General features: G+C 64.0%; 6 protein-coding genes. 2 read left to right on the forward strand and 4 right to left on the reverse strand.

What is annotated here, in order from left to right; all coding sequences use genetic code 11:
* Nucleotides 1-74: 74 nt before the first annotated feature.
* The 3 genes from BLP83_RS16490 to BLP83_RS16500 all read right to left on the reverse strand — a co-directional run bounded on the left by BLP83_RS16490 (nucleotide 75) and on the right by BLP83_RS16500 (nucleotide 1,286).
* Entirely contained in the window at nucleotides 75-413 is a 339-nt protein-coding gene (locus BLP83_RS16490) for a hypothetical protein (RefSeq protein ID WP_091245444.1), read from the reverse strand.
* 207 nt (nucleotides 414-620) lie between these two features.
* Nucleotides 621-893, reverse strand: a complete 273-nt coding sequence (locus tag BLP83_RS16495) for a hypothetical protein (protein ID WP_091245447.1) — start codon at nucleotides 891-893, stop codon at nucleotides 621-623.
* Nucleotides 894-902: 9 nt separating this feature from the next.
* Nucleotides 903-1,286, reverse strand: a complete 384-nt coding sequence (locus tag BLP83_RS16500) for a hypothetical protein (RefSeq protein ID WP_143006744.1) — start codon at nucleotides 1,284-1,286, stop codon at nucleotides 903-905.
* 187 nt (nucleotides 1,287-1,473) lie between these two features.
* Here BLP83_RS16500 and BLP83_RS16505 point away from each other — a divergent pair, with 187 nt between their 5' ends.
* Nucleotides 1,474-1,743, forward strand: coding sequence for an HU family DNA-binding protein (locus tag BLP83_RS16505; protein ID WP_091245453.1), 270 nt, complete (start codon nucleotides 1,474-1,476; stop codon nucleotides 1,741-1,743).
* A 753-nt stretch (nucleotides 1,744-2,496) separates the two neighbouring features.
* Entirely contained in the window at nucleotides 2,497-5,745 is a 3,249-nt protein-coding gene (locus BLP83_RS16510) for an FG-GAP-like repeat-containing protein (RefSeq protein ID WP_176764253.1), read from the forward strand.
* Here the strand turns inward: BLP83_RS16510 and BLP83_RS16515 are convergent.
* On the reverse strand, nucleotides 5,710-6,000 hold a 291-nt coding region (locus BLP83_RS16515; RefSeq protein WP_143006745.1), incomplete at its 5' end, for an IS3 family transposase. The genes BLP83_RS16510 and BLP83_RS16515 overlap by 36 nt on opposite strands.

Raw genomic sequence — 6,000 nt, forward strand, 5'->3', positions numbered from 1 at the left:
TCGCAGCCGGCGCCGCGCTGCCAAGTTGGATCAGCAGGTTATCCGGTGCTCAGCCGAGCGACGAGGTCGCCACGTTACAGGTTCTCCACGAAGCGCTGTGCTGCAAAGATGAGTCCTAGCGCGAGTCCCAGTCCGGCCACAGTAGGAGCCAGGGATACTCCGCTGATGGCCATCACTGCGCTGGCTACGAGGCACAGAAGAGCAGGAAGAAAGCTACGACTGGCTGCTGAGAGTATCGCGAGCGTGGGCAGAATCGCGGCGATCAAGCTGGCCGCCGTGGAGGCAAAGAGTGCCGAGGACGCGACAGTCAAGGCAGCGCCAACGAGGAACCAGCTCGTCTCCCGAGTGACAGTCCGCGGATCGAGATAGGAATGAATCAAGGGATACTCTCCGCGCTTTGGCATGATCTCCATGTGGCTCTCATCGCGTTCCTGGTTCGCGTTCGCTGTCGGCGCTCGGAGGAGGTTACCTGATGATGGTCTACAGGCTGCTTCCACGTAGCTTTCCTCCCGGAACATGGCCGTGATCGGCCGCAAGGTGTTGCTCGTCAGTGAGGGTTCGTGTTCTCAGGCTGCGATTGTCGCAGCCGGCGCCGCGCAGCCAACTTGGATCTTTGCTACCTACTCGGTGCCGCGGCGCTCAAGAGCGACTCGCCGCGCCTTGAGCACGGTCGATGCGAGCCGGTGCGTGATCTCGTTGTCGATTGCATCGGGGCAGCTCTCTAGCACTGCGGCAAGCGTGGCCTCAAGGCTGAGATGGGCCTGCTGAAGTTGATCTCGGGCTAACTCCCAGCGGTCAGCGGCACCACTCGTGGTCGTGGTAGCGCCGAAGTGGAATCCGCGGATGATCTCGATGCGCGTCGGCAGGACGGTGGTGTCGTTCGTGTTCGACATCGGCGCGCCTCAGTGATCCAGGGCCTTCAGAAACTGCGGCCGCCAGCAATCCGGCAGGCGCTCTAGCTGCGGGGCATCGAGGACCACGCGGCCGACGCAGCCGGGTCGATCGCCCTCTAGGCCATCGACTCCGAACACGCTGGCGAAGCTGTCGGTGTTTGACGCCAGCAAGCCGAGCTCTGCCGCGGGAGCGACGGCGATACGTCGGAGCTGCGGATTCACCCAGGACAGCACGCGGTCGGTCAATGCCGAAGGCATAGACGGGATTTCACCGTCGCACAGGCGCCAGGGGCTTGGCTGGCCGACCAGGTGGCGGATGGCGCGCTCGGGCACGGCGATGTACTTCGTGCGGTGGCCGTCGTGGGCGGTGAACAGGGCGGCTTCGGTGCTCATGGACAGGTCCGGGATGGGGAACACGTTGCCCATGATGGAGAGCCCAAGTGCGGCCCACTTCCCGAATAGTGGCGATTTCGCGGAGATTTCCATCAGTCGTAGCCGTCAACAGTCTTGACCCGTCCAGCTGGGGCCGTTCTGATAGGCGACGGCGGAATTCGCCATATTCCACAAGGGAAATCGAAGGATGAATAAAAAGGACCTGATCGAAACCGTCGCGGCCACCCACGAGATCTCGAAGGCGGAAGCCGAGCGCATCGTCGGCACGATCTTCTCGACCATCGCCAAGGGCATCAAGAAGGATGGCGAGGTTGCGTTGTTCGGCTTCGGCAGCTTCAAGCTGAAGAAGCGCGCCGCGCGCAACGGCCGCAACCCGCAGACCGGCGCAACGGTGAAGATCAAGGCGTCGAAGAGTGTCGGGTTCAAGCCGGCTACTGCTCTGAAGGCGTCGCTGTAAGCAGGCTTAGGCGTCCTGGTCCATGCGTGTGATCTTTGCATGGGCCAGGTGCGCGCCGGTGCCGTTTCTCCCCGAGTGTGTGCGGCAAGAGCCGCACGATATTCAGCGCATCGTCGAGTTCGCGTTCGAGCTGCCGGTAAGCAAGAGCGCCCCAGCTATCCCGGCCGGCGAGCGATGTCAGGCGTGAGCCAAGCCAACACGCCACCTTCTCCAGCACTGTGTCGAGTGGTTCGGCCGCATCGACGGCCACCTGTGGGGTGCCGGTTAGACGGGTGAAGAATGCGGTGAGGGTCGGTGTAGGGTTCCGGACGTACGGAGCGACCAAAGATGTCCAGTGCCTTTCCTTGAATCGTTGCGATCGCCGATCTCTTTCGGTTCCCATCGCTTTGGGCGCTGGCGCGGATTGGTCGGCGTTGCATAGCTGGCGCGGGGCGGTGAGCTGAAGGCCCCCACAGGCGGTGGAACACCCGGGCGCTCCTTAATGGGGTTGTGGCAGCCTTCGCGCTCCACAGCTACGCAGTAGCGGCCCGCAACGAGTCAGCTAAGCCGCTGTGCTTCAGCCTCACGTCGTCTCGCCCTGAGGTTCTTTCAACCCGCCTCCCACGAGGGTACCTGTCAGATCTGACAGGTCGGATGTTCGAAGCAAAGTGAGTACGGTGGTGGCCCCGGTTTCGGGGCTTCTATGGGTCGATCATGCCTAACCGACGCACCTTCCGTTTTTGGACTTGGGCTGTTCTCCTCATCTGCTCCTCGGTGAGCGCCCAAGACACGCTGCCGGCCCAGGACGCTACTTCGGACGCGGTCGGCACCGTCTCCGGTGTCTTCCGCGTTGACGAGAGCGGACAGGCCTCGTACCAGATCCCGATCGCGGTTACTCCGGGCGTCGCGGGTCTCGCGCCCGACCTGGCGCTCACTTACAACAGCCAGAGCGGAGACGGACCGGCCGGTTACGGCTGGTCTATCAGCGGGGGCTCTCATATCAGTCGGTGCAGGCGCACGTCCGAGCACGGCGACAGCTTGGGTGCCGACAACTACGTTGGCCTAGCGGTTCGCTTCGATGCGGATGACGTGTTCTGCCTGGATGGTCAGCGCTTGCTGCTGATAGGCGGCACCTACGGGAGCGCAAACTCGGAGTACCGGGCAGAGCAGGATCCGTTCACTCGCATCACGGCCTTGGGTGGCAACAACAGCACGAATCCGGCCAGCTATACCGGCCCCCTCAGCTTTCGTGTGGAGCGGCGAGACGGCACGGTGCAGTCCTATGGCGAGACCGAGGATGCCCGCCTCACGGTGGCAGGCTGTGGCGGCACAACCGGGGTGGCCTGCGCACACCGGCAGTGGTTGCTCAACCGTGTCGAGGACTCCAGTGGAAACTATCTGGAGTACGTCTACGCCAAATGGCTGAATAGTGCCTCGGTGGCAGCGAGCGCGATCGCCGATGAAATCCACCTGGCAGAGGTTCGCTACACCGGAAAGCGACGCTTGCCGGGGCAGTCTGCACCCGACGCCGCACCCTATGCGCGGGTCAGCTTCAGCTACGAGACACGCACCTTGGCGGCTCAGCACGCGGGTTGGCAATCCGGTGCGCCCTACCGCCTCACGCAAGAACTCACCGGCATCGGCGTGCGCGAGCCGTTGGCCACGGAAGTCCGGCACTACTCATTGGAACACGTGGCCGCCTCTTCGGGCAGCGGACGCCGGCTGCTGCAGCGCGTGTACGAATGCAGTGACTCCTCCAAGACGCTGTGCTTCCCGCCGACCGAGTTCACGTTTGAGCCGGGAAGCGACGAGCCCACCGCAGTCACGCTGTCTGAATTCGGCAGCACCACGTTTGGAGAGATGCGCTACTTCAAGGTGGGCGATATCGACGGCGACGGCCGTCAGGACATTGTGTGGGCTGGGCCGCATAGTGGCTGCAGCACCAACTACGGCGTGCGAGTGCTATTCGCCACCAAGGCAGGCGCGGGCACTTCGGCGTCGCCACAACCACTGTCTCTGACATCCCATGTGCATTGCCTGCAACGCAGCGATCAGCGCAGCGCAGACGAATGGCACCTGGTGGACATCGATGGCGACGGCCGCGATGACCTGCTCATGACGGGACCGCTCGGTGGCTCTTGGTCAGCTCATCGTTCGCTCGGTCGGCCCGCAACTGGCGTTGCGCCTGTCTTCGAGGCTGCCAACACATTGGGGGTGCAAGTGCCCGTCGGGTCGACCAGCACCGAGAGCGCCGAGTTACTGGTGCTGGATGTCAACGGTGACGGCTTGCCCGATTTGCTGTATCCGACGTACGGACAGATTGCTCCCGGCCTGGCCGCAAGCCTGGCGGTGAGGCTGGGACGCATCGATCGGAGCGGCCCTGTGCCCCGACGCAGCTTCTCGCAGGAGCTTCCGCTCGATTTCGGCCTGAAGCCCGGCGACCCTTGCCACCCGGACACGCCTCCGGGATGGCCGCAGACCTTCTGTGCGGTGTCCTTTTCGCGCGGCGGAGGTCAAGCGCGGCCGGCGGACCTGGACGGGGACGGCCGCGGCGATGTCCAGTTGTTCGTCACGCGCTACGCCCTCTTCGGTGCCCCGCAGGGCGACGTCGGCGGCCCATGGGTGTTTGCCAGCCCCGAGCAGCAGGAAGAGTGGTTGCGCCAAGCGACCCAGCGCGGCGCCGGCCCCGTGCCGCAAGAGCAAGCCTGGTACTTCTTCGTCTCAAGCGATATCGCTTCAGGTCGCGCCAACTTCGCTCAGTACGATCGAATTGCAATTGGCACTGAGGGGCTTTCCAACTTTCCTGCCTACATGTCGATGGCCGATGTCAACGGCGACGGCCTGATGGATTTCGCCTACGCCGCCGCGCCGAACTACACCGAAGTCCGAGTTCGCTTGAACACAGGGCGGGGCTTCGCGCAATCGCTGATTGCCGCGACCGGAGTCACGCACGCCGATCGCCTTCAATGGGTCGATCTCACCGGCGATGGGCGTACCGACCTCGTCTATCCAGTGGCAGTCAGTGGCCCCCAGGCCAGCTGCGGCGGGCAGCAGGTAGGCACAGCAGATCAACCGTGGTGCATGCGTCCTGCCATGGCCGGGACCAGCACCAACTGGTTTGTTCTGGATAGTGCGCGCCTGCTTCCAGCGCTGCACACCTCGATCGCGGGCCGCAGCCTTGCGGACTTCGAGTCCTTCACCATGGACATCGATGGCGACGGCGTTCTGGACTTCGCGCGCTTGGCTCGCAACGTGTTCAGCAACGCCCCGGAGGTTCGTATCGTCCGGCGGGCCTCACCGCACACCGCACGAGACACCATCACGCGCATCACGGATGGCCTGGGCGCCGAGACACGCATCCACTATCAGCCCTTGACCAACCGCGCCGTGTACCGTCCAGGCAAGGCCGCGTGGGCGCAGACGCTGGGGCGTGGCGCCCCGGTCTTCGACTTGCTGGCACCCATGTATGTCGTTGCATCAGTCGAGAGCAGCGCGCCCCTGCGCGGACAGCCCGAGGCGCGCATTGCAACCAACTACCGGTACTCCGCCGCGCGCATGCAATCCGGCGGGCGAGGTTTCCTTGGCTTCGCCGCCATAGACACCTTTGACGCCAACGAGATCAGCACCTTGGGCGCATACGGTGTCACTCGCAGTCAGTACGCGCAGGCCTTCCCCTTCGTCGGCGCACCGACGGCGACCCAGAAGGCCATCGGAGCAGGCACGCCCAGCGTTGGCGAGGGCGTCAGCACGAGCTGCCGCCAGAACCCTGAAGCCGCCCTCGATTGCTTCTCACCCACGGCCACTGAATGGACGGACACGCCCATCGGTCTCCGAGATGGCGAGAGCGGCTCCGGTGCCCGCCTGCTCAGCAGCACAGTGAACATCTATCAATCTCAAGAGTTCGGCGTGCCGCTTTCGTGCCCGACCGGCGAAAGCGGGTTCGCAACGGATGCAGTTGAGGCGCTGGCGCGAGGGGGTCAATGGGTTCTACCCCGTTTCCGCGGACGGTTTGAACAAGGCTGAAAACCTACGGTCCCGGCGAGCGACTCTACGTCGCATCCGGGGGTTGTGGAACCGCTCGATGTAGTCGAACAGATCGACCCGTGCCTCGTCACGGGTTCGGTAGTTCTGGTGATGCACGCGCTCCCGCTTGAGCTGTCCGAAGAAGCCTTCGCAGGCGGCGTTGTCGGCACAGTGACCGGCCGCACTCATGCTGCTCACCAAGGCGTTCTGATCCAGGAACCTCTGGTAGTCCCCGCTGATGAATTGCCCGCCCCG

The organism is Aquimonas voraii (genome assembly GCF_900101825.1).
GTDB classification, from domain to species: Bacteria; Pseudomonadota; Gammaproteobacteria; order Xanthomonadales; family Xanthomonadaceae; genus Aquimonas; species Aquimonas voraii.